Below are 22,418 nucleotides of genomic sequence, written 5' to 3' on the forward strand. Positions count from 1 at the left end.
CTACGGTGGACGGGTGAGCGATCCCACTGCACTGCCGAACTTTCCCCCGCCGGAGAGCGAGCACCCGCTGCGAGGCCGGGTGCTCGACGCGCTCATCGACCTCGGCCAGCAGCCGAACGTGGACGCCCAGGGCGACGTGTCGGTCACCGTCCAGCAGCAGAAGCTGTTCGTCCGCTGCGCGGACAAACCGCTCCCGCTCATGCGGGTGTTCGGGCAGTGGCGGATCGGGGAGTCGGTGCCGGCCGACCCGCTGACCCGGCTGCGCGCCGCGAACGACCTCACCGCGCGGAGCAACCTCGTCAAGGCGACCGTCCACGACGACGTGCTGCTCGTCGCCGTCGACCTCGTCGTCCCGCAGCCGGCGCCGCTGCGCCAGCTGCTTCAGGGAGCCTTCGCCGGGATCTTCCAGGCGGTCAAGACCTGGCACGTCGCCGCCGGCGGCACCGCCCCCGGTGACACCGGCGCCGGTCCCCAGGACGCCGGCGGGTCGCCCGGGGGCGACGACCCCCGGGCCTGATGCCCGGCCACCATCCCTGCTCCGACCAGCACCCCTGCGACGAACTGGAGGCACCGTTGGGCGAGTACGTCAGGCTCGAGGTCGACGGCGGTATCGGCACCATCCGGCTGGACCGACCGCCGATGAACGCGCTGAACTCTCAGGTCCAGGAGGAGCTGCGGGCCGCCGCGACGGAGGCCGCCGAGCGGCGCGACGTCGCCGCCGTCGTCGTCTACGGGGGCGAGAAGGTGTTCGCCGCCGGAGCGGACATCAAGGAGATGCAGGCGATGTCGTACACGGACATGGTCGAGCGCTCCACGGCGCTGCAGTCCGCGTTCACCGCCGTCGCGCGGATCCCGAAGCCCACCGTGGCGGCGGTGACCGGCTACGCCCTCGGCGGCGGCTGCGAGCTGGCGCTGTGCTGCGACATGCGGGTGGCCGGCGAGTCCGCCCGCCTCGGTCAGCCGGAGATCCTGCTCGGCATCATCCCCGGCGCCGGCGGCACCCAGCGCCTGCCGCGGCTCGTCGGTCCTTCGCGGGCCAAGGACCTGATCTTCTCCGGTCGGCACGTGACGGCCGACGAGGCGCTGCGGATCGGTCTGGTCGACCGCGTCGTCCCGGACGAGGAGGTCTACACCGCCGCCCGGCAGGGCGTCGAGAGGTACGTCGGGGCCGCCTCGTTCGCCCTACGAGCGGCCAAGGAGGCCGTCGACCGGGGGCTCGAGGTCGACCTGGACACCGGGCTGGCGATCGAGCGGATGCAGTTCACCGGCCTGTTCGCCACCGCCGACAAGGACACCGGCATGAGGTCGTTCGTCGAGGAGGGGCCCGGCAAGGCCCGCTTCGAGGGGCGGTGACCTCCGCCGGCGAGCACTCTGCTGTGGTTCGGCGGGCGGCTGTGGTGTCGGCGGGCGGAGTGGGAAGGGTCACGCCGGCACCGGTTGAGCCCGGGGCTACTCGTAAGTAACCATGGGTCGGAAGCGACGGGTCTCGAGAGCACCGTCACATTCCCGGGACGGTTCCGATCTGGCACCCTGACCGGGGTCCACGGGACCGCCCGGTCCCGCGTCGGCGCACCGCCGACGACGCGAGCACAGGAGGTCGGCCCACGGCCATGAAGATCGTCGTCTTGGTCAAGCACGTCCCTGACGCCCAGGGCGAGCGCACGTTCAACGCCAGCGACAACACCACCGACCGCACCGCGGTCGACGGACTGCTGTCCGAGCTCGACGAGTACGCCGTCGAGGAGGCGCTCAAGCTCAAGGAGTCCGCGGAGGCCGAGGTCGTGGTCCTGACCATGGGCCCGGCGGACGCCGTCGACGCCGTCCGCAAGTCCCTGCAGATGGGCGCCGACTCCGGCGTCCACGTCCTCGACGACGCCCTGCACGGCTCGGACGCCCCGGCGACGTCCCTCGTCCTCGCCCACGCCGTCCGCAAGATCGGCGAGAGCGGCCCGGTCGACCTCGTCCTCACCGGTATGGCGTCCACCGACGGCACGATGGGCGTCGTGCCCGCGATGCTCGCCGAGCGGCTCGGTCTGCCGCAGGTCACCTACGCCTCGGAGCTGACCGTCGGCGACGGCACCGTGACCATCCGGCGGGACGGGGACGCCTCGACGCAGGTCGTCGAGGCGAGCCTGCCTGCGGTGGTCAGCGTCACCGACCAGATCAACGAGCCCCGTTACCCCTCGTTCAAGGGGATCATGGCGGCGAAGAAGAAGCCGGTCGAGACCTGGTCGCTCGCCGACCTCGGCCTCGACCCCTCCCAGGTCGGGCTGGCCGCCGCCTGGACGAAGGTCGAGTCCTTCACCGCTCGTCCCCCGAGGACCCAGGGCGAGGTCGTCACCGACGAGGGCGACGGCGGCGTGAAGCTCGCCGAGTTCCTCGTCTCCCGCAAGTTCGTCTGACCGGCGTCGTCCACGCCACGAAGGAGGAGAACCTCAGATGACCGAGGTCCTCGTGCTCGTCGACCACGTCGACGGCGCCGTCCGCAAGACCACTCACGAGCTGCTCACCATCGCCCGCCGGATCGGCGAGCCCGCCGCCGTGCTCATCGGTGACGGCTTCGACGCCGCCCGTCCCTCGCTCGCCGAGTACGGCGCCGCGAAGGTGTACGTCGTGCCGTCCGGCGACGTCACCGACTACCTCGTCGCGCCCACGGCGGAGGTGCTCGCCCAGCTCGTCGAGCAGGCCTCGCCGGCCGCGGTGCTGCTGCCCTCCAACGCCGAGGCCAAGGAGGTCGCGGCCCGGCTGTCCATCAAGACCGGCAGCGGCCTGATCACCGACGCGGTCGACGTCCAGGCGGACGGCGGGCTGCGCACCACCCAGTCGGTGTTCGCCGGCTCCTACACGGTGGAGGCCACCGTCACCACCGGCACCCCGATCATCACCGTCAAGCCGAACTCGACGACCCCCGAGCCGGCCCCGGCTGCCGCCGAGCGGGTCGACGTCACGCCGACCGTGTCCGAGGCGGCCAGGACCGCCCGGGTGACCGAGCGCAGGCCGCGCGAGAAGAGCGGCCGCCCCGAGCTCACCGAGGCGGCCATCGTCGTCTCCGGCGGGCGGGGCACGAACGGCGACTTCGGTCCGGTGGAGGCGTTCGCCGACGCGCTCGGGGCGGCGGTCGGTGCCTCCCGCGCTGCTGTGGACGCCGGCTGGTACCCGCACGCGAACCAGGTCGGGCAGACCGGCAAGACGGTCTCGCCGCAGCTGTACGTCGCCGCGGGCATCTCCGGGGCGATCCAGCACCGGGCCGGGATGCAGACCTCGAAGACCATCGTCGCGGTCAACAAGGACGAGGAGGCGCCGATCTTCGAGCTCGTCGACTTCGGCGTCGTCGGTGACCTGTTCACCGTGCTGCCGCAGGCCACCGAGGAGATCCTCCGCCGCAAGGGCTGAGACCCGGCGCGTCGTCGAGCCGACCTAGACTCCTCGGTCGTGACGGCCTACCTCGACCACGCGGCGACCACGCCGATGCTGCCGGAGGCGGTGGCAGCGATGACGGCCGAGCTCACCGCCGTGGGCAACGCCTCGTCGCTGCACACCTCCGGCCGGCGTGCCCGCCGGGTGGTCGAGGAGTCCCGGGAGCTGCTCGCGGCCGCGCTCGGTGCCCGCCCGGGCGAGGTCGTCCTGACCGCCAGCGGCACCGAGGCCGACAACCTCGCGGTCAAGGGGCTGTTCTGGGCCCGCCGGGACGCCGACCCGCGCCGGCGCCGCGTGCTCGCCTCGGCGGTGGAGCACCACGCCGTCCTCGACGCGCTGGAGTGGCTCGCCGTCCACGAGGACGCCGAGGTCGTCCTGCTGCCCGTCGACACGGTCGGCCGGGTGGACGTCGACGCCCTGCGCGCCGAGCTGGCCGCCGACCCCGGGTCCGTCGCCCTGGTGACGGTGATGTGGGCGAACAACGAGGTCGGCACGGTCCAGCCGGTCGCCGACGTGGTCGCCGCCGCGGCCGAGTACGGCGTCCCGGTGCACTCCGACGCCGTCCAGGCGGTCGGGGCGCTGCCCGTCGACTTCACCGCCAGCGGGCTGGACGCGCTCACCGTCTCGGCGCACAAGCTCGGTGGTCCGGTCGGAGCCGGGGCCCTGCTGCTGCGCCGCGGCGTCGACGTCGTCCCGCTGCTGCACGGCGGTGGCCAGGAGCGCGGGGTGCGCTCGGGCACGCTGGCTGCCGCCTCCTTCCGGGGCTTCGCGGTGGCCGCGGACACCGCGGTGCGCCGCCGCCCGCAGACCGCCGCACGGGTGGCCGCCCTGCGCGACCGGCTCGTCGCCGGGTTGCTCGAGACGGTGCCGGACGTCGTCCTGCGCGGCGACCCGGACCCGGCCGGACGGCTTCCCGGCAACGTGCACATCACCGTGCCCGGCTGCGAGGGGGACTCGCTGCTCTACCTGCTCGACGCCCGTGGCGTGGAGTGCTCGACCGGGTCCGCCTGCCAGGCCGGGGTCGCCCGGCCGAGCCACGTGCTGCTCGCCATGGGCCTGGACGAGCAGACCGCCTCGGGCGCGCTGCGGCTCACCCTCGGCGCGGCCTCGACCGAGCAGGACGTCGACGCGGTGCTCGAGGCCATCGGGCCGGTGGTGCAGCGGGCCCGTTCAGCCGGGCTGGCCGCGGCCGCGCCCCGGGTGGCGTCGTGAGGGTCCTGGCCGCGATGAGCGGCGGGGTCGACTCGGCCGTCGCCGCGGCCCGCGCGGTCGACGCCGGCCACGACGTCGTCGGCGTCCACCTGGCCCTGTCCCGGGAACCGGCCGGGGAGCGGACCGGCGCCCGCGGCTGCTGCACGGTCGAGGACGCCCACGACGCCCGGCGCACCGCCGACGTCCTCGGCGTCCCGTTCTACGTCTGGGACCTGTCCGCGCGCTTCGCGACCGACGTCGTCGACGTCTTCACCGCCGAGTACGCGGCCGGTCGCACACCCAACCCGTGCCTGCTGTGCAACCAGCGGATCAAGTTCTCCGCGCTGCTCGACCGCGCCCTGGCGCTCGGCTTCGACGCCGTCGCCACCGGGCACTACGCCCGGATCGCGCCGGGCCCGGACGGCCGGCCCGCCCTGCACCGGGCGGCCGACCGCGTCAAGGACCAGTCGTACGTGCTGTCGGTGGTGCCCGCCGCCCGGCTGGCCCACGCGCTGTTCCCGCTCGGGGACGCGGTGGACAAGGCCGCCGTGCGCGCCGAGGCGGCTGAGCGCGGGCTCGCCGTGGCCGGGAAGCCGGACAGCCACGACATCTGCTTCGTCCCGGACGGCGACACCCGCGGCTGGCTGGCTCGCCGGCTGCCGCCGCAGCGTCCCGGCCCCGTCGTGGACACCGCCGGGCAGGTCGTCGGCAGCCACGACGGCGCCGCCGGGCACACCGTCGGCCAGCGGCGCGGACTCCGGCTGGGCACCCCGGCGCCGGACGGCCGGCCCCGCTACGTGCTCGACGTCTCGGTGGCCACGAACACCATCACGGTCGGCTCGGCCGAGGACCTCGGCGTGGACCGGGTCGCCGGCACCGGGCCGGTCTGGTGCGGCCCACCGGCCCAGCCCGGTGCCGTCGTCGGCGTGCAGGTCCGCGCGCACGGGGAAGAGGTGCCGGGCACCGTCACCGAGGCCGGCGAGCGGCTCGTGGTCGCCCTGCACCGGCCGGTGCGCGGGGTCGCCCCCGGGCAGACGGCCGCCCTGTACGACGGCGACCGCGTCGTCGGCAGCGCCACCGTCGAGGCGGCGGGGCGCGACCGGTGACCCGCGCCACCGGTATCGGCTCCTGGCCCGGGGCCGACCCGCTGGAGGCCGCTCGCACGGTGCTCGGCGAGCTCGGCGCCGGCCACCTGCCGCACCTCGTCGAGCTGCCCGCACGCGGTCCCGGCGCCGACCTGACGGGGCGAGCGGCCGCCGTCCTCGTCGAGCTGCCGGTGGACCTGCAGCCGAGCGGGTGGCGGTTGGTCGACCGGCCGGGGCGTGACCTCGAGCGGGCCCGGGCCCTGCTGCGTGCCGACCTCGACGCGCTCGCCGAGGCCGCTGACGGGTGGACCGGGGAGCTCAAGGTGCAGGTGTGCGGGCCGTGGACGCTGGCCTCCACGGTGCGGCTCGCCCGCGGGGAGCGCGTCCTGGCCGACCGCGGGGCCCGCCGCGACCTGGCCCTGTCGCTGGCCGAGGGGGTCGCGCAGCACGTACGGGAGGTGCAGCGGCTCCTCCCGGGCGCCCGGGTCGTCGTCCAGGTCGACGAGCCCGGGCTGCCGGCCGTGCTCGCCGGCCACCTGGCGACGTCCAGCGGGTGGGGGCGGCTGCCCGCCGTCGACCGCCCCGAGACCACCGAGGCCCTGCGCTCGGTGCTGGCCGCGGCGACCGGCGCCGGCGCCGGGAGCACGGCGGTGCACTGCTGCGCGGCCGAGCTGCCGGTGGCCCTGCTCCGCGACGCCGGCGCCGGCGCGCTGTCGGTGGACGTCGCGCTCCTGGGTGCCGGCGCCTGGGAGTCGGTGGCCGTGGCGGTCGAGTCCGGTGTGGGGCTGTGGGCGGGGGCGGTGCCGACGTCGGGCCCGCTGCCGTCGGTGACCGCGGTGGTGGACGCCGTTCGTCGCCCGTGGGCGCGGGTGGGGCTGCCGGACAGTGCCCTGGCGGACGTCGTCCTGTCGCCGGCCTGCGGGCTGGCGGGGTCCTCACCGGCGCACGCCCGCGCCGTCCTGGCGCTGCTGGTGGAGGCGGCCGGAGCGCTGACCGAGGTCGCCGCCTGACCCCCGGCCGGAGGTTCGCGCACCCAGTGGCGGTGATGTGGCCCCTGACGGCCCGGTTTGACGACCACTGCGTGTGCGAACCCCGGCGGAGGTGGGCTCGGGCAGGATGGGCGCGTGAGCGAGAGCAGCCCCGCCGATCTCCCGGACGACGTCCCGCCGGCGACCGAGCAGGAGGCGCCGCCACCGGAGGCCCAGCACGAGTGGACCGAATTGGCCGAGGAGATCCGCTCCCACCAGTTCGCGTACTACGTCCGGGACGCACCGGTCATCAGCGACGGGGAGTACGACGCGCTCGTCCGCCGGCTGGCGGAGCTCGAGGAGCGGTACCCGGGTCTGCGCCGACCCGACTCGCCCACGCAGGTGGTCGGCGGGACCTTCTCCACCGACTTCGCCCCCGTCGACCACCTCGAGCCGATGCTCAGCCTCGACAACGCCTTCTCCACCGAGGAGCTGCTCGCCTGGGCGGCCCGCGTCGAGCGGGAGGTCGGGGGCGCCGACGTCCACTACCTGTGCGAGCTGAAGATCGACGGGCTGGCGGTCAACCTGCTGTACGAGGAGGGCCGGCTCACCCGGGCCGCCACCCGCGGGGACGGCCGCACCGGCGAGGACGTCACGAACAACGTGCGCACCATCAGCGGTGTCCCGCACGTGCTGGCCGGCGCCGGGCACCCCCCGCGGGTGGAGGTCCGCGGCGAGGTGTTCTTCCCGGTCGAGGCGTTCACCGACCTCAACGCAGCGCTCGTCGAGGCAGGCAAGCCACCGTTCGCCAACCCCCGCAACGCCGCCGCCGGCTCCTTGCGGCAGAAGGACCCGCGGGTCACCGCATCCCGGCCGCTGCGGATGCTCGTCCACGGCCTCGGGCTGCACGACGGTCTGCACGTCGAGCGGCAGTCACAGGCCTACGAGGTGCTCGCCTCGTGGGGGCTGCCGACCTCGCCGCACACCCGTGTCGTCGACACCATCGAGGAGGTCCAGGCGATCGTCGCCGCCTACGGCGAGGACCGGCACGCGGTCGAGCACGAGATCGACGGTGTCGTGGTCAAGGTCGACGAGGTGGCCCTGCAGCGGCGCCTCGGGTCGACCAGTCGGGCACCTCGGTGGGCGATCGCGTACAAGTACCCCCCCGAGGAGGTGACCACCGAGCTGCTCGACATCCGGGTCAACGTGGGGCGCACCGGGCGGGTCACCCCCTACGCCGTGATGCGACCCGTCCGGGTCTCCGGCTCGACCGTCGAGATGGCCACCCTGCACAACGCCGACGAGGTGCGCCGTAAGGGCCTGCTCATCGGGGACACCGTGGTGGTCCGCAAGGCCGGCGACGTCATCCCCGAGATCGTCGGCCCGGTCGTCGACCTGCGCGACGGCGACGAGCGCGAGTTCGTCATGCCCACCCACTGCCCCTCGTGCGGCACCGAGCTGCGCCCCGAGCGCGAGGGCGACAAGGACATCCGCTGCCCCAACACCCGGTCCTGCCCGGCCCAGCTGCGCGAGCGGCTCTTCCACGTCGCCAGCCGTGGGGCGTTCGACATCGAGGCGCTCGGGTGGGAGGCGGCCGGCGCCCTGCTCGAGGCCGGCGTCCTGGACGACGAGGGCGGGCTGTTCGACCTGACCGAGGACGACCTGCGCCGCGTCCCGCTGTTCACCCGCAAGGACGGGCAGCTGTCCGCGAACGGGCGGCGGCTGCTGGACAACCTCCAGCGAGCCCGGTCCCAGCCCCTGTGGCGGGTGCTCGTGGCGCTGTCGATCCGGCACGTCGGTCCGACCGCGGCCCGGGCGCTGGCCCAGCACTTCGGGTCGCTGGAACGGATCTTCGCCGCGGACGTCGAGGAGCTGGCGGCCGTGGACGGCGTGGGACCCGTCATCGCCGAGGCCGTCCGCGCCTGGTGGCAGGTCGACTGGCACCGCAGGGTCGTCGAGCGCTGGGCGGCTGCCGGGGTGCGCACCGCCGACGAACGGGACGAGTCGGTACCCCGCACCCTCGAGGGCCTCACCGTCGTCGTCACCGGCAGCCTGGCCGGGTTCACCCGCGACGAGGCCAAGGAGGCGATCCTGGCCCGGGGCGGCCGCGCCGCGTCCAGCGTGTCGAGACGGACGTCGTTCGTCGTCGTCGGGGACTCCCCGGGCAGCAAGGCGGACAAGGCAGCCGAGCTCGGCGTGCCCGTCCTCGACGAGGAGGGGTTCCGCGCTCTGCTCGAGGGCGGTCCGGGTGCCGTTGCCGGCCGCTCCGAGGGCTGAGGGGGCACCCGACCGGCTCAAGAACCGCCCGCCGGTGCCGATGGTGGACCAGGCCATCGGCGCGGGAGCGAGACGTGGAGCGGATGACGGCACGATGACGAGCGCGACGGACGTCGAGCGCGAGCGTCCGGCGCCGGCCCGGCCCGCGGTGTTCTGGGGACACGTCGTCACCGTGCCCGTCCTCGCCGTCCTGCTCGTCGCGTGGCAGACGGCGACTGCCGGGCCGTGGTGGCCTGCCGACGGCCAGGCCTTCCCCACCGGTGCGGCAGTCGCGCTGGCGGTCGGGGTCGTGCTCGTCGTCGGGGGCGAGCTGTGGCCCGTCCTCGGCAGCCGGACCGTCGATCCCAGCGGAGTCGCCTGGTCGACCACGTTCGCGTTCGCCGTCCTGCTGTTCGCCGGGCTGCTGCCGGCGGTCGCCCTGCTCGCCGGTGCCTCGGTGCTCTCCGGGGTGCTCGCCCGCAAGGCCGCCTACCGCTGGGTCTTCAACGCCGGCCAGTACAGCCTCAGCCTGCTCGCCGCCTGGGGCGTGCTGGTGGTGTTCGACCGCGACGCCCGCCCCTCGGAGCTGTGGTCCCCGGCGGACCTGTCCGACCTCGGTGTGGTCGCGCTCGCGGCCGCCGCGTACTTCGTCGTCAACGAGCTGCTCGTCACCTTCGCGGTCAGCGCGCTGAGCGGCACCAGCCTCCTCGACGACCTGCGGTCGGTCCTCTACTTCGAGCTGGTCGCCAACGGTGCGCAGCTCGGGCTGGCGCCGCTGGTCGCCGTCGTGATGGAGCACGCACCGGCGCTGACCGCCCTCGGCGTGCTGCCCGTGCTGGCCATCCACCGGCAGGCGGTCGCCGAGCGGGAGAGCCGGCACGCCGCCACCCACGACGACCTCACCCAGCTCGCCAACCGCAAGCACTTCCTCACCCTCGCCGAGAGCGCCATGGACCTGGCCGCCCGCAGCGACCAGTCCCTCGCCCTGCTCGTCGTCGACCTCGACCGGTTCAAGGAGGTCAACGACGTCCTCGGCCACCAGGCCGGTGACCGGACGATCGTCGAGGTCGGCCGGCGGCTGCGGCACGCCGTCCGGGACGGGGACGTCGTCGCGCGGCTCGGCGGCGACGAGTTCGCCGTCCTCGTCCCGGCGATCACCTCCCTCGACGACGCTCTCGGCGTGGCCCAGCGGGTGGTCGCCGAGCTCGAGCGGCCGTTCGAGGTGGAGGGCCGGCTCGTCGACCTCGGCGGCAGTGTCGGAGTGGCGCTGCTGCCGCAGCACGCCGGGGACTTCGAGGCCCTGTTCTCCCGGGCGGACGCCGCCATGTTCGCCGCCAAGCGCGACGGCGGCGGCATCCGGGTCTACGGCCCGGAGCTGGACTCCGGTGCTACCGGGCGGGTGGGCCTGCTCGGGTCGCTGCGCCGCGCGATCGAGGCCGGCGACCTCGTCGTGGAGTACCAGCCCAAGATCGACATGCGCACCGGTGCGACGGACGGCGTCGAGGCACTGGTCCGCTGGCGCACCACCGACGGCGTGCTCGTGCCGCCGGACGACTTCGTCCCGCTGGCGGAGCAGTCCGGGCTCATGCCGCGGCTCACCGCGTCGGTGCTCGAGCAGGCGCTCGCCCAGTGCGCGGCGTGGCAGCAGGCGGGGCTGCGCGTCCCGGTCGCGGTCAACGTGTCGCTGCGCGACGTGCTGGACGCCCGGTTCGCCGTCGGGGTGGCCGAACGGCTCGTCCGCTACGGCGTGCTCGGGCCGATGCTCACGCTGGAGATCACCGAGCGCGTCCTCGCCGAGGACATGCTGCGCGTCCAGGCCACCCTCGAGGAGGTCAGCGGGCTCGGCGTGCGGGTCTCGCTGGACGACTTCGGCACCGGCTGGTCCTCCCTCGTGCTGCTGCGCCGGCTGCCGGTCGCCGAGGTCAAGCTGGACCGATCCTTCGTCGCCCAGGTCGCCCGGTCCCGCAGCGACGCCGCCATCGTGCGCGCCGTCATCGACCTCGCCCACGAGCTCGATCTCGTCGTCGTCGCCGAGGGGGTCGAGGACGCCGCCACCTGGTCCGCGCTGGCGGCGATGGGCTGCGACACCGCCCAGGGGTGGCACATCGCCCGGTCGCTGCCCGCGCCGGCGGCGACGGCGTGGGTGCGTGAACGAGCCAGGGACCGCCACGGTGCGCGCCAGGTCGGCGACCGCACGGAGCGCCCGCAGCCCGTGCCGGGCCAGACGGGGGACGGGGCCGGCCTGGCCGGTCGGTAGAGTCCGTCCCCATGTCCGCCATCTCCCGCAGCGAGGTCGCGCACCTCGCTCACCTGGCGCGGATCGACCTCACCGACGACGAGCTGGACCGGCTCGCCGGCCAGCTCGACGCCATCGTCGACGCCGTCGCCACCGTGTCCACGGTGGCCGGTGAGGACGTGCCGGCCACCTCCCACCCGCTGCCGCTGACCAACGTCACCCGCCCCGACGAGGTCCGGCCCTCGCTCACCGCCGAGCAGGCCCTCTCCGGCGCGCCGGACAGCGAGCAGCAGCGGTTCCGGGTGCCGCGGATCCTCGAGGAGGAGCAGTGACCGACCTCACCCGCCTGGACGCCGCCGACCTCGCCGGCCGGCTCGCCGCCGGGGAGGTCAGCTCGCAGGAGGTGACCAGGGCCCACCTGGACCGGATCGAGGCCGTCGACGGCGTCGTCCACGCCTTCCTCCACGTGGCCGTCGACCGGGCGCTGGCCGCCGCCCGGGACGTCGACCGGCGGCGGGCCGCGGGTGAGCCGCTCGGCCCGCTGGCGGGCGTGCCGGTGGCCGTCAAGGACGTCCTGGTCACCACCGGCATGCCGACGACCTGCGGCTCCCGGATGCTCGAGGGCTGGGTACCGCCCTACGACGCGACCGTGGTGCGCCGGCTCGCCGACGGCGGCCTCGTCGTCCTCGGCAAGACGAACATGGACGAGTTCGCGATGGGGTCGAGCACCGAGCACTCGGCGTTCGGGCCCACCCGCAACCCCTGGGACACCGACCGGATCCCGGGCGGGTCCGGGGGCGGCTCCGCCGCGGCCGTCGCGGCCTTCGAGGCGCCGCTGGCCATCGGCACCGACACCGGCGGGTCCATCCGTCAGCCCGGTGCCGTGACCGGCACGGTCGGGGTCAAGCCGACCTACGGCGGCGTGTCCCGCTACGGCCTCGTCGCCCTGGCCTCCAGCCTCGACCAGGCCGGTCCGGTCACCCGGTCGGTCCTCGACGCGGCCCTGCTCCACGAGACCATCGGCGGGCACGACCCGCTGGACTCGACGTCCCTGCCGGACGACGTCCCCGCCCTGGTGGAGGCCGCCCGTCGGGGCGCGTCCGGCGACGGGGTCCGGGGCCTGCGCGTCGGACTGGTCCGGGAGCTCGACGGTGAGGGGTACGCCCCCCAGGTGCGCGCCCGCTTCCACGAGGCCGTCGACCTGCTCGCCGGCGCCGGCGCCGAGATCGTCGAGGTGTCCTGCCCGAGCTTCGCGTCCGCGCTCGCCGCGTACTACCTCATCCTGCCGAGCGAGGCGAGCAGCAACCTCGCCAAGTTCGACGCGATGCGCTACGGACTGCGGGTGCTGCCCGACGGGGTCGGTGCCCCCACCGCGGCCCAGGTGATGGCCGCGACCCGCGCCGTCGGGTTCGGCGAGGAGGTGAAGCGCCGGATCATCCTCGGCACCTACGCCCTGTCCGCGGGCTACTACGACGCCTACTACGGCAGCGCGCAGAAGGTCCGCACGCTCATCCAGCGCGACTTCGCCGCCGCGTTCGAGCGTGCCGACGTCCTGGTGTCCCCCACGGCGCCGACGGTCGCGTTCCGGCTGGGGGAGAAGCTGGAGGACCCGCTGGCCATGTACCTCAACGACATCGCGACGATCCCCGCCAACCTCGCCGGCGTGCCGGGGATGAGCCTGCCCAGCGGGCTCGCCGAGGACGACCTGCCCGCCGGCGTCCAGCTGCTCGCCCCGGCCCGCGCCGACGACCGGCTCTACCACGTCGGCGCCGCCCTCGAGGCCATGCTCACCGAGCGCTGGGGCGGCCGCCTGCTCGACCGGGCCCCGGAGGTGACGGCGTGAGTACCGAGACGGTGACCCCCATGGGGTTCGAGGAGGCGATGGAGCGCTTCGACCCGGTGCTGGGGCTGGAGGTCCACGTCGAGCTGAGCACCGCGACGAAGATGTTCTGCGGGTGCCCGACGGAGTTCGGCGCCGAACCGAACACCCAGGTCTGCCCCACCTGCCTCGGTCTGCCCGGGGCGCTGCCGGTGCTCAACGCCGCCGCCGTGGAGTCGGCCGTCCGGATCGGGTTGGCGCTCAACTGCGACATCGCCTCGTGGTGCCGGTTCGCGCGCAAGAACTACTTCTACCCGGACATGCCGAAGAACTACCAGGTCTCCCAGTACGACGAGCCGATCGCCACCGGCGGCTGGCTCGACGTCGAGGTGCCGGCCCCCGAGGGCAGCGACGCCGCGCCCGAGGTGGTGCGGGTCGAGATCGAGCGCGCCCACATGGAGGAGGACACCGGCAAGTCCCTGCACGTCGGCGGCGGCACCGGCCGCATCCACGGCGCGGACTACTCGCTGCTCGACTACAACCGGGCCGGCGTGCCGCTGATCGAGATCGTCACCAAGCCGGTCGAGGGTACCGGGTCACGGGCCCCGGAGGTCGCCCGCGCGTACGTCGCCACCCTGCGGGACCTGCTGCGGGCGCTCGGGGTGTCCGACGTCCGGATGGAGCAGGGGTCGCTGCGCTGCGACGTCAACCTCTCCCTGCGCGAGAGCCCGCAGGCCCCGCTGGGCACCCGCACCGAGACGAAGAACGTCAACTCGCTGCGCTCGGTCGAGCGGGCCGTCCGCTACGAGATCGGCCGGCAGGCGGCGGTGCTCGCCGCGGGAGGCCGGGTGCACCAGGAGACCCGGCACTGGCACGAGGACACCGGGCTGACCACCCCGGGGCGCAGCAAGGAGACCGCCGAGGACTACCGCTACTTCCCCGAGCCCGACCTCGTGCCCGTCGCCCCCGACCCGGCCTGGGTGGAGGAGCTGCGCGGCACCCTGCCGGAGCCGCCGGCGCAGCACCGGCGCCGGCTGCAGGCGCAGTGGGGGTTCTCCGACCTGGAGATGCGCGACGTCCTCAACGCCGGTGCGGTGCCGCTGATCGAGGCCACCGTGGCGGCGGGGGCCAGCCCCGCCGCCGCCCGCAAGTGGTGGAGCGGTCCGGTCGCGCGGCGGGCCAAGGAGGACGGCGTCGACCTGGCGGACCTCGGCATCACCCCCGCGCAGGTCGCCGAGCTGCAACGGCTCGTCGACACCGGCCGGATCAACGACAAGCTCGCCCGCCAGGTCCTCGACGGGGTACTGGCCGGTGAGGGCGACCCCGAGCAGGTGATCGCCGCCCGCGGGCTCGAGGTGGTCAGCGACGACGCGGCCCTCGGTGCCGCCGTCGACCGGGCGATCAGCGCCAACCCCGACGTCGCCGACAAGATCCGGGCCGGCAAGGTGGCCGCTGCCGGTGCCCTGATCGGCGCGGTGATGAAGGAGATGCGCGGGCAGGCGGACGCCGGTCGGGTCCGCGAGCTCGTCCTGGAGCGGCTCGGCCAGTCCGGCTGAGCGGGCGTCAGCCCAGCGGAAGGCGGACCAGCCGGTCGTCGCCGGGGCGGGGCTCGCCGCGGGCGGTGTTGTTCGTCAGTACCCACAGGGCGGCCCCGTCCGGGGCCAGGACGACGTCGCGCAGCCGGCCCAGCTCCCCGGTGAGCAGGGCCTCCGGCTCGCCCACCTGGCCGTCGACCAGCGGCACCCGCCACAGCCGCTGCCCGCGCAGGGCGGCCAGGTAGACGGCGTCACCGGTGACGAGCAGCCCGCTGGGGGAGGCGTCCGCGGTCGGCCAGATGAGCAGCGGGTCGACGAAGTCGTCGTCACCGCCGGGCCCCTCGACGTACGGCCAGCCGTAGTTGGCGCCCGGCTCGAGCAGGTTCAGCTCGTCGAGCCGGTCGGTGCCGAACTCGCTGGCGTACAGCCGGCCCTCGGCGTCCCAGCCCAGGCCCTGCACGTTGCGGTGCCCCACGGTCCAGACCGGGGAGCCCGGGAACGGGTTGTCGGCGGGGACACCGCCGTCGGGAGTGAGCCGGAGCACCTTGCCCCCCAGCGAACCCAGGTCCTGGGCCAGGTCGGCCTGGCCGGCGTCCCCGGTGGTGGCGTAGAGCATGCCGTCCGGGCCGAACGCGATCCGCCCACCGTTGTGGTTGGCCCCGGCGGGGATGCCGTCGAGCAGCACCTCCGGGTCCCCGAGAGTGAGCCCGTCGAGCGGCGCCCGCACGACCCGGTTGCCGTCCGCGGCGGTGAGGTAGAGGTACACCAGGGCGTCCTCGGTGAACGTCGGCGAGACCGCCACGCCGAGCAGCCCGCCCTCCCCGTCCGGCCGCACGTCCGGGACCCGGCCGTCCGCGCCGGTGGCCGTGACGACCTCCGGCGTGCCGTCCGCGCCGACTCGGACCAGCTGCGCCCGGTCACGCAGCGAGACCAGCGCCGACCCGTCCGGCAGCACCGCCACCGACCACGGCACGTCGAGGTCGGTGACGACGTCGCGCGGTGCTCCTGGGCGTCCCGTCACCCGGGTCGCGGCGTGCGGGCCGACGGCGGTGGGCGTGGCGGCCGGTTCGGACCCGGCCCCGTCCCCGGTCACCGTGGGTGCCGGCGCCGCCGCCCGGCCGGTGCCCCCGCCGGTCGGCTCCGTGGACCCCGTGCACGAGGCGAGCAGGGCGGCCGCGACGGCGGCGGACAGGGCGGCGAGCGCAGCGCGGGGCACGGCAGCAGTGTCCCCCAGGGGTGGCCGCAGGCACGGCGTCGCTGCCACGATGCCGGGCATGCTGTCGTTCCCGGACTCGTGGGTGATCACCCTGCCGGACTCCCAGTGGGTGGAGGACCTCGGCGACCTGCCCGACGGGGTACGCCCCGCCGTCTGGGACGTCGAGCACCCGCCCGCGGGCGCGCTCGGCGCCGACCTCGCCGACGTGGCCGTCGTCGTCCCGCCCTACCTGCACCCGGCCCCCGCCCTCCCGTCGCTGCGCGACCTGCCGGCGCTGCGGCTGGTCCAGACGCTCACCACCGGGTACGACACGGTCGCCCCGCACGTCCCGCCCGGGGTGGCCCTGGCGACGGCGTCCGGGGTGCACGACGCGGCGACCGCCGAGCTCGCCGTCGGGCTCGCCCTCGCCTCGCTGCGCGGCATCGACGACGCGGCGCGGGACATGGAGTCCGCCCGCTGGCGGCACGTGCTGCGGCCATCCCTCGCCGACCGGCGGGTGCTCGTCGTCGGCACCGGCGGTATCGGCCGCGCCGTCGTCGAGCGGCTGCGGCCGTTCGAGGTCGTCCTCACCCGGGTCGCGACCCGGGCCCGGCAGGACGACGACGGTCACGTGCACGGTGTGGACGAGCTGCCCGCGCTGCTGCCCGGGCACGACGTCGTCGTGCTCGCCGTGCCGCTGACCGAGCGCACGCGTCACCTCGTCGACGCCGCGTTCCTCGCCGCGATGCCGGACGGCGCGCTGCTCGTCAACGTCTCGCGCGGCCAGGTCGTCGACACCGGCGCGCTGCTCGCCGAGCTGCGCCGGCACCGGCTGCGGGCGGCACTGGACGTGGTCGACCCGGAGCCGCTGCCGGCCGACCACCCGCTGTGGGGAGCCCCCGGGCTGCTGCTCACCCCGCACGTCGGCGGGGACACCACGGCGATGCGGCCACGGGCACTCGAGCTGCTGCGCGACCAGGTGGCCCGGCTCGCGCGCGGCGAGCCGCCACGCAACCTCGTCCCGGACTCCCGTCTCGGCAGGTGAGCACAGCGTCTTAGGACTCGGACGCTCGGTAGAGTGCGGACATGACCGAGGCGCCTTCCCAGCCCGACATCAAGCCCCGCAGTCGGGACGTCACCGACGGCCTGGAGCGTGCTGCCGCCCGCGGCATGCTGCGCGCGGTCGGGATGGGGGACGAGGACTTCGCCAAGCCCCAGATCGGCGTCGCCAGCAGCTGGAACGAGATCACCCCGTGCAACCTGTCGCTGGACCGGCTCGCCCAGGCGGTCAAGGACGGCGTGCACGCCGCCGGCGGCTACCCGCTGGAGTTCGGCACGATCTCCGTCTCCGACGGGATCTCGATGGGCCACGAGGGGATGCACTTCTCGCTGGTGTCGCGCGAGGTCATCGCCGACAGCGTCGAGACCGTCATGCAGGCCGAGCGCCTCGACGGGTCGGTGCTGCTGGCCGGGTGCGACAAGTCGCTGCCCGGGATGCTGATGGCCGCGGCCCGTCTCGACCTCGCCAGCGTCTTCCTCTACGCCGGGTCGACGCTGCCCGGCGTCGCCAAGCTGTCCGACGGCACCGAGCGCGAGGTCACCATCATCGACGCCTTCGAGGCCGTCGGGGCGTGCGCGCGGGGACTGATGAGCCGGGCGGACGTCGACGCGATCGAGCGCGCGATCTGCCCCGGTGAGGGCGCCTGCGGCGGCATGTACACCGCCAACACCATGGCCAGCGCGGCCGAGGCCCTCGGCATGTCCCTGCCCGGCAGCGCCGCGCCGCCGGCCACCGACCGCCGCCGCGACGGGTACGCCCGGCGATCCGGGCAGGCCGTCGTCGGCATGCTCGCCCGCGGTATCACCGCCCGGCAGGTGATGACCCGCGAGGCGTTCGAGAACGCGGTGGCCGTCGTCATGGCCCTCGGCGGGTCGACCAACGCCGTCCTGCACCTGCTCGCCATCGCGCACGAGGCGGAGGTCGAGTTCACCCTCGACGACATCCAGCGCGTCGGCGACCGCGTCCCGCACCTCGCCGACGTCAAGCCGTTCGGCCGGCACGTCATGACCGACGTGGACCGGGTCGGTGGCGTCCCGGTCGTCATGAAGGCGCTGCTGGACGCCGGGCTGCTGCACGGCGACTGCCTCACCGTCACCGGCCGCACCGTGGCGGAGAACCTCGCCGACATCGCGCCGCCCGACCCCGACGGACAGGTCCTGCGGGCGATCGCCGACCCGATCCACGCCACCGGCGGCCTGACCATCCTGCGGGGGTCGCTGGCACCTGACGGCGCGGTCGTCAAGAGTGCCGGCTTCGAGCGCACGGAGTTCGTCGGCACCGCGCGCGTGTTCGACCGGGAGCGGGCCGCGATGGACGCGCTCGAGGACGGCACGATCGGCGCCGGGGACGTCGTCGTGATCCGCTACGAGGGTCCAAAGGGCGGCCCGGGCATGCGGGAGATGCTCGCCATCACCGGGGCCATCAAGGGCGCCGGCCTCGGCAAGGACGTGCTGCTGCTCACCGACGGCCGGTTCAGCGGCGGGACGACCGGGCTGTGCGTCGGGCACCTGTGCCCGGAGGCCGTCGACGGCGGGCCGATCGCCTTCGTCCGCGACGGCGACCGGATCCGCCTGGACCTGCGGACCCGCGCCCTCGACCTGCTCGTCGACGACGACGAGCTCGAGCGGCGCCGGGCCGGCTGGCAGCCGCTGCCACCGCGCTACACCCGCGGCGTCCTGGCCAAGTACGCCCGGCTCGTCGGTCCGGCGTCCGGGGGGGCCGTGTGCGACTGACCGGCCGGCCGCTGCCGGCGGCGTCCGGATGCCGAGCGTCCGGATACCGAGCGTCCGGATACCGAGCGTCCGGATACCGAGACGTGCGTCCCACTGCGTTGACACCCGGGGTGAACCGCAGCAACCTGGCGGCGTGCGGACCAACTCCCGGCTCCTCGTACTCGGACGGCGCGCGTAAGCCGACCCGAGAGCCGACCTGACCGCGCGCGACCCCTCGCTGAGCCTCCGGGCCGAGGGGTTTTTTCGTGCCGCAGCACCGAGCGGACCACCCCCGGCCCGCGTCACCACCGAAGGGAAGCCAGATGTCCAGCGGACCACGTGCGGTGCCCCGCCCCGCACCCCGGCCCAGCGGCCGGCGCGTCGACGAGGCCCCGGCCGACCGACCGGCCCCGGCACACCCGGAGCCGGTACGCACCACCGGGGCCGGCAGCCTCGTCCTGGCCCTCGAGGCCGCCGGGGTGGACGTGGTCTTCGGCATCCCGGGCGGGGCGATCCTGCCGGCCTACGACCCGCTGCTGGACAGCGAGAAGGTCCGCCACATCCTCGTCCGCCACGAGCAGGGCGCCGGGCACGCCGCGGCCGGCTACGCCCAGGCGACCGGCCGGGTCGGGGTCTGCATGGCGACGTCCGGACCTGGGGCGACGAACCTCGTCACCGCCATCGCCGACGCCCACATGGACTCCGTGCCGGTGGTCGCGATCACCGGTCAGGTGTCCAGCGCAGCGATCGGCACCGACGCCTTTCAGGAGGCGGACATCGCCGGCATCACGATGCCCATCACCAAGCACAACTACCTCGTCACCGACGCCGACGACATCCCGCGCACGATCGCCGAGGCCTTCCACATCGCCGGCACCGGGCGGCCCGGTCCCGTGCTCGTCGACATCTCCAAGGACGCCCTGCAGGCGGCGACGACGTTCCGCTGGCCCACCCGGATCGACCTGCCGGGCTACCGCCCGGTGACCCGCCCGCACGGCAAGCAGGTGCGCGAGGCCGCCCGGCTGCTCGCCACCTCCCGTCGTCCGGTGCTGTACGTCGGGGGCGGGGTGATCAAGGCTGACGCGACCGAGGAGCTGCGGCGGCTCGTCGACCTGTCCGGTGCACCCGCGGTCACGACGCTGATGGCCCGCGGCGCCCTGCCGGACTCCCACCCGCAGAACCTCGGCATGCCCGGGATGCACGGCACCGTCGCGGCCGTCACCGCGCTGCAGAAGGCCGACCTCATCGTGTCCCTCGGTGCCCGGTTCGACGACCGGGTCACCGGCCAGCTGTCGACGTTCGCCCCGCACGCCACCGTCGTGCACGCCGACATCGACCCGGCCGAGATCTCGAAGAACCGGGTCGCGGACGTGCCCATCGTCGGGGACGCCAAGGAGGTCATCGCCGAGCTCGTCGCCGCGCTGGCCGAGGAGCACGCCGGCTGCGGGCGGCCCGACCTGGCGCCCTGGTGGCGGCAGGTGGACTCCTGGCGGGAGACCTACCCGCTCGGGTACACCGAGCCGGACGACGGCACGCTGTCGCCCCAGTACGTGATCGAGCGGTTGGGTGCGCTCGCCGGCCCGGACGCCGTCTACGTGGCCGGGGTCGGCCAGCACCAGATGTGGGCGGCCCAGTTCATCCGGTACGAGAAGCCTCGCAGCTGGATCAACTCCGGCGGCCTGGGGACGATGGGCTTCGCCGTCCCGGCCGCCATGGGGGCCCAGGTCGGGCGCCCGGACGCCACCGTCTGGGCGGTCGACGGCGACGGCTGCTTCCAGATGACGAACCACGAGCTCGCCACCTGCGCCATCAACGGCATCCCGATCAAGGTGGCGATCATCAACAACTCCAGCCTCGGCATGGTGCGCCAGTGGCAGACCCTCTTCTACGACGGCCGGTACTCCCACACCGACCTGCACACCGGGTCGGCGGTCGAGGCCGGCCAGCGGGTGCCCGACTTCGTCAAGCTCGCCGACGCCTACGGCTGCGTGGGCCTGCGCTGCGAGCGGCCCCAGGACGTCGACGACGTGCTGCGCCGCGCGATGGAGGTCACCGACCGGCCGGTGGTCATCGACTTCGTCGTCCACCGGGACGCGATGGTCTGGCCGATGGTGCCCGCCGGGGTCAGTAACGACGACATCCAGGTCGCCCGGGGCACCGCGCCCGTCTGGGACCGGGAGGAGGGGTAGCGATGAGCCGTCACACCCTGTCGGTGCTGGTGGAGAACAAGCCCGGCGTGCTGACCCGGGTCGCCGGCCTGTTCGCCCGCCGCGGGTTCAACATCCACTCCCTGGCCGTCGGCCCCACCGAGCACGACGACGTCTCCCGGATGACCGTGGTCGTCGACGTCGACGAGCTGCCGCTGGAGCAGGTCACCAAGCAGCTCAACAAGCTCGTCAACGTGCTGAAGATCGTCGAGCTGGCGCCGGAGGCCTCGGTGCAGCGCGAGCAGGTGCTGGTGAAGGTCCGCGCCGAGGCGGCGACCCGCTCCCAGGTCCTCGACGTCGTCACCCTGTTCCGCGCCAAGGTCGTCGACGTCGCTGCCGACTCCCTCACCGTCGAGGCGACCGGCGACAGCGAGAAGATCGAGGCGCTGCTGCGGGTGCTCGAGCCGTTCGGCATCCGCGAGCTCGTCCAGTCCGGGATGGTCGCCATCGGACGGGGCGGGCGCTCGATCACCGACCGGGCGCTGCGCACGGCCTGACTCCAGGACCTCACGAGACCGGACCTGACCCCGACCGATCCCCAGACACACCGCCAGACACCCCCAGACACAGGAGAACCCCTACCGTGGCCGAGATGTTCTACGACGACGACGCCGACCTCAGCGTCATCCAGCAGCGCAACGTGGCCGTCCTCGGCTACGGCAGCCAGGGGCACGCCCACGCCCTGTCCCTGCGCGACTCCGGCGTCGACGTCCGGGTCGGGCTGCCGGAGGGCAGCCGCAGCCGGGCCAAGGCCGAGGCCGAGGGGCTACGCGTCGTCACCCCGTACGAGGCGTGCGAGGAGGCGGACCTGATCATGGTTCTCGTTCCCGACCACGTGCAGCGGCACCTCTACGCCGAGGCGGTCGCCCCCAACCTCGTCGACGGCGACGCCCTGTTCTTCGGTCACGGCTTCAACATCCGGTTCGGCTACATCGAGCCGCCGGCGGGCGTGGACGTCGCGATGGTCGCCCCGAAGGGCCCCGGCCACCTCGTCCGCCGGGAGTACGTCGACGGCCGGGGCGTGCCGGTGCTCGTCGCGGTGGAGCAGGACCCGAGCGGCGGCGCCTGGCCGCTCGCCCTGGCCTACGCCAAGGCCATCGGCGGACTGCGCGCCGGCGGCATCCGGACGACGTTCACCGAGGAGACCGAGACCGACCTGTTCGGTGAGCAGGCCGTCCTGTGCGGCGGGGTGTCCAAGCTCGTCCAGTACGGCTTCGAGACGCTCACCGAGGCCGGCTACCAGCCCGAGGTCGCCTACTTCGAGTGCCTGCACGAGCTCAAGCTCATCGTCGACCTCATGTACGAGGGCGGCATCGCCAAGCAGCGCTGGAGCGTCTCGGACACGGCCGAGTACGGCGACTACGTCTCCGGCCCGCGCGTCATCGACCCCCACGTCAAGGAGAACATGCAGGCGGTGCTCGAGGACATCCGCAACGGCTCGTTCGCCCGGCGGTTCATCGAGGACCAGGACGCCGGCGCGCCGGAGTTCCGCCGACTGCGCGCGCAGGAGGAGCAGCACCCGATCGAGGCCACCGGACGTGAGCTGCGCAAGCTCATGAGCTGGGTGCGCAGCGACGACTCCGACTACACCGAGGGCACCGCGGCCCGCTGACAGTCCGGAGGGTGAGACGGGATGGACCGGCACGTGGACGACAGGCGTAGCCTGGGTCCTGCTATGCGGCACGCCCTCATCCTTCGCTGCCGCGGCGGGGCCTGAGCCGGTCGGTCGCCCCGCCG

The 22,418-nt window shown here is 74.4% G+C and carries 17 protein-coding genes and 1 pseudogene; 17 read left to right on the forward strand and 1 reads right to left on the reverse strand.

The window, feature by feature from the left end:
* Window positions 1–13 precede the first annotated feature (13 nt).
* The 12 genes and pseudogenes from HJG43_04045 to gatB all read left to right on the forward strand — a co-directional run bounded on the left by HJG43_04045 (window position 14) and on the right by gatB (window position 14,528).
* A pseudogene (locus tag HJG43_04045) lies at window positions 14–427 on the forward strand (hypothetical protein).
* A gap of 89 nt (window positions 428–516) precedes the next feature.
* Window positions 517–1,353 carry an enoyl-CoA hydratase/isomerase family protein gene (locus tag HJG43_04050; protein UER53863.1) on the forward strand — a complete coding sequence of 279 codons (837 nt, stop codon included), beginning with the start codon at window positions 517–519 and terminating at the stop codon, window positions 1,351–1,353.
* Between the two features lie 257 nt (window positions 1,354–1,610).
* Entirely contained in the window at window positions 1,611–2,402 is a 792-nt protein-coding gene (locus HJG43_04055; GenBank protein UER53864.1) for an electron transfer flavoprotein subunit beta/FixA family protein, read from the forward strand.
* A gap of 37 nt (window positions 2,403–2,439) precedes the next feature.
* On the forward strand, window positions 2,440–3,393 hold the full coding sequence (locus HJG43_04060; GenBank protein ID UER53865.1) for an electron transfer flavoprotein subunit alpha/FixB family protein: 954 nt from the start codon (window positions 2,440–2,442) through the stop codon (window positions 3,391–3,393).
* 39 nt (window positions 3,394–3,432) lie between these two features.
* Entirely contained in the window at window positions 3,433–4,629 is a 1,197-nt protein-coding gene (locus HJG43_04065; protein UER53866.1) for a cysteine desulfurase, read from the forward strand.
* Window positions 4,630–4,643: 14 nt separating this feature from the next.
* Window positions 4,644–5,714, forward strand: a complete 1,071-nt coding sequence (gene mnmA / locus HJG43_04070; GenBank protein UER55690.1) for a tRNA 2-thiouridine(34) synthase MnmA — start codon at window positions 4,644–4,646, stop codon at window positions 5,712–5,714.
* A complete protein-coding gene (locus HJG43_04075) occupies window positions 5,711–6,703 on the forward strand; it encodes a methionine synthase (protein ID UER53867.1) in 993 nt (330 codons plus the stop codon). The genes mnmA and HJG43_04075 overlap by 4 nt, the downstream gene beginning before the upstream one ends.
* Before the next feature lie 114 nt (window positions 6,704–6,817).
* On the forward strand, window positions 6,818–8,938 hold the full coding sequence (gene ligA / locus HJG43_04080; protein ID UER53868.1) for an NAD-dependent DNA ligase LigA: 2,121 nt from the start codon (window positions 6,818–6,820) through the stop codon (window positions 8,936–8,938).
* 94 nt (window positions 8,939–9,032) lie between these two features.
* Window positions 9,033–11,174: an EAL domain-containing protein gene (locus HJG43_04085; GenBank protein UER53869.1), complete on the forward strand. Its 2,142-nt coding sequence runs from the start codon at window positions 9,033–9,035 to the stop codon at window positions 11,172–11,174.
* Window positions 11,175–11,185: 11 nt separating this feature from the next.
* On the forward strand, window positions 11,186–11,485 hold the full coding sequence (gene gatC, locus HJG43_04090; protein ID UER53870.1) for an Asp-tRNA(Asn)/Glu-tRNA(Gln) amidotransferase subunit GatC: 300 nt from the start codon (window positions 11,186–11,188) through the stop codon (window positions 11,483–11,485).
* Window positions 11,482–12,996, forward strand: coding sequence for an Asp-tRNA(Asn)/Glu-tRNA(Gln) amidotransferase subunit GatA (gene gatA / locus HJG43_04095; protein ID UER53871.1), 1,515 nt, complete (start codon window positions 11,482–11,484; stop codon window positions 12,994–12,996). Before gatC ends, gatA begins: the two co-directional genes overlap by 4 nt.
* Before the next feature lie 20 nt (window positions 12,997–13,016).
* Window positions 13,017–14,528 carry an Asp-tRNA(Asn)/Glu-tRNA(Gln) amidotransferase subunit GatB gene (gene gatB, locus HJG43_04100; GenBank protein UER55691.1) on the forward strand — a complete coding sequence of 504 codons (1,512 nt, stop codon included), beginning with the start codon at window positions 13,017–13,019 and terminating at the stop codon, window positions 14,526–14,528.
* A 7-nt stretch (window positions 14,529–14,535) separates the two neighbouring features.
* Here gatB and HJG43_04105 read toward each other — a convergent pair whose 3' ends face one another.
* On the reverse strand, window positions 14,536–15,783 hold the full coding sequence (locus tag HJG43_04105) for a PQQ-dependent sugar dehydrogenase (protein UER53872.1): 1,248 nt from the start codon (window positions 15,781–15,783) through the stop codon (window positions 14,536–14,538).
* On the opposite strand from HJG43_04105, the gene HJG43_04110 reads away from it, so the two are divergent.
* The 5 genes from HJG43_04110 (at window position 15,782) to ilvC (ending at window position 22,293) form a co-directional block, all read left to right on the forward strand.
* A complete protein-coding gene (locus HJG43_04110; GenBank protein ID UER53873.1) occupies window positions 15,782–16,747 on the forward strand; it encodes a 2-hydroxyacid dehydrogenase in 966 nt (321 codons plus the stop codon). The two genes, HJG43_04105 and HJG43_04110, sit on opposite strands and share 2 nt — an antisense overlap.
* A gap of 41 nt (window positions 16,748–16,788) precedes the next feature.
* Window positions 16,789–18,495, forward strand: coding sequence for a dihydroxy-acid dehydratase (ilvD, locus tag HJG43_04115; GenBank protein UER53874.1), 1,707 nt, complete (start codon window positions 16,789–16,791; stop codon window positions 18,493–18,495).
* Window positions 18,496–18,797: 302 nt separating this feature from the next.
* Window positions 18,798–20,663 (forward strand): acetolactate synthase large subunit, encoded by a 1,866-nt coding sequence (locus tag HJG43_04120; GenBank protein ID UER53875.1) that lies wholly within the window; start codon window positions 18,798–18,800, stop codon window positions 20,661–20,663.
* 2 nt (window positions 20,664–20,665) lie between these two features.
* Complete coding sequence (gene ilvN, locus HJG43_04125) at window positions 20,666–21,178, forward strand: acetolactate synthase small subunit (GenBank protein ID UER53876.1); 513 nt, start codon at window positions 20,666–20,668, stop codon at window positions 21,176–21,178.
* 86 nt (window positions 21,179–21,264) lie between these two features.
* On the forward strand, window positions 21,265–22,293 hold the full coding sequence (gene ilvC / locus HJG43_04130; GenBank protein UER53877.1) for a ketol-acid reductoisomerase: 1,029 nt from the start codon (window positions 21,265–21,267) through the stop codon (window positions 22,291–22,293).
* Window positions 22,294–22,418: the final 125 nt, after the last annotated feature.

The sequence above is a fragment of the Kineosporiaceae bacterium SCSIO 59966 genome, assembly GCA_020881835.1.
Lineage (GTDB): Bacteria > Actinomycetota > Actinomycetes > Actinomycetales > SCSIO-59966 > SCSIO-59966.

Bases quoted from the DNA above. Each gene is read 5' to 3' on its own strand.
- HJG43_04055 (UER53864.1), top strand. From the start codon at position 1,611: ATGAAGATCGTCGTCTTGGTCAAGCACGTCCCTGACGCCCAGGGCGAG.
- HJG43_04120 (UER53875.1), top strand. From the start codon at position 18,798: ATGTCCAGCGGACCACGTGCGGTGCCCCGCCCCGCACCCCGGCCCAGC.
- gatB (UER55691.1), top strand. From the start codon at position 13,017: ATGGGGTTCGAGGAGGCGATGGAGCGCTTCGACCCGGTGCTGGGGCTG.
- HJG43_04085 (UER53869.1), top strand. From the start codon at position 9,033: ATGACGAGCGCGACGGACGTCGAGCGCGAGCGTCCGGCGCCGGCCCGG.
- HJG43_04110 (UER53873.1), top strand. From the start codon at position 15,782: ATGCTGTCGTTCCCGGACTCGTGGGTGATCACCCTGCCGGACTCCCAG.
- mnmA (UER55690.1), top strand. From the start codon at position 4,644: ATGAGCGGCGGGGTCGACTCGGCCGTCGCCGCGGCCCGCGCGGTCGAC.
- HJG43_04105 (UER53872.1), bottom strand. From the start codon at position 15,783: ATGCCCGGCATCGTGGCAGCGACGCCGTGCCTGCGGCCACCCCTGGGG.
- HJG43_04050 (UER53863.1), top strand. From the start codon at position 517: ATGCCCGGCCACCATCCCTGCTCCGACCAGCACCCCTGCGACGAACTG.
- HJG43_04060 (UER53865.1), top strand. From the start codon at position 2,440: ATGACCGAGGTCCTCGTGCTCGTCGACCACGTCGACGGCGCCGTCCGC.
- ilvN (UER53876.1), top strand. From the start codon at position 20,666: ATGAGCCGTCACACCCTGTCGGTGCTGGTGGAGAACAAGCCCGGCGTG.
- gatC (UER53870.1), top strand. From the start codon at position 11,186: ATGTCCGCCATCTCCCGCAGCGAGGTCGCGCACCTCGCTCACCTGGCG.
- ilvD (UER53874.1), top strand. From the start codon at position 16,789: ATGACCGAGGCGCCTTCCCAGCCCGACATCAAGCCCCGCAGTCGGGAC.